This is a genomic window from Caballeronia sp. LZ043 (assembly GCF_031451075.1).
Taxonomy (GTDB): Bacteria; Pseudomonadota; Gammaproteobacteria; order Burkholderiales; family Burkholderiaceae; genus Caballeronia.
On the sequence record NZ_JARUXT010000067.1, the window covers coordinates 1 to 484 of the forward strand.

Sequence of the window (484 nt, forward strand, 5' to 3'; positions counted from 1 at the left end):
CGGCGGAAACTATGAGCTCGGCTCGGTGCAGACCGGCGAGAACAAGGTCGTCGAGCGCGCCAATGGCGTGTCGCATACCAATCTCAACCAGACGACCGGGAGCGCGCTCAAGGTGGGCGGCGCGACGCAGATCGGCGTTGCCGGCGACCTCACCGCGACCGGCGCGAGCCTCGACTTGAACGGCGGCGGCGTGCTCGCGGTGAATGGCAATGTCACCCTGCAGGCCGCGCGCGCGACCTCGACGGTCGACAGCAACAGCGCAGGCGCCGACGGTCACGGCACTTACTCGGAGTCGTTGCACCGCTCCGACGACACGCTCACGAACACCGTGCTCAACGCGGGTAACTCGCTCGTCGTGGCGTCGGGCAAGGATATCAACGTCACAGGCAGCACGATCAACCTCGACCACGGCACGGCCGCGCTTGCGGCGACCGGCAACGTCAATATTGCCGCCGCGACCGAGACGCACGTCGAGAACACGCAG

General features: G+C 67.1%; 1 protein-coding gene. It reads left to right on the top strand.

From position 1 onward, the window contains the following. The coding region (locus QCE64_RS37840; protein ID WP_310009527.1) for a hemagglutinin repeat-containing protein at positions 1-484 on the top strand (484 nt) is incomplete at both ends.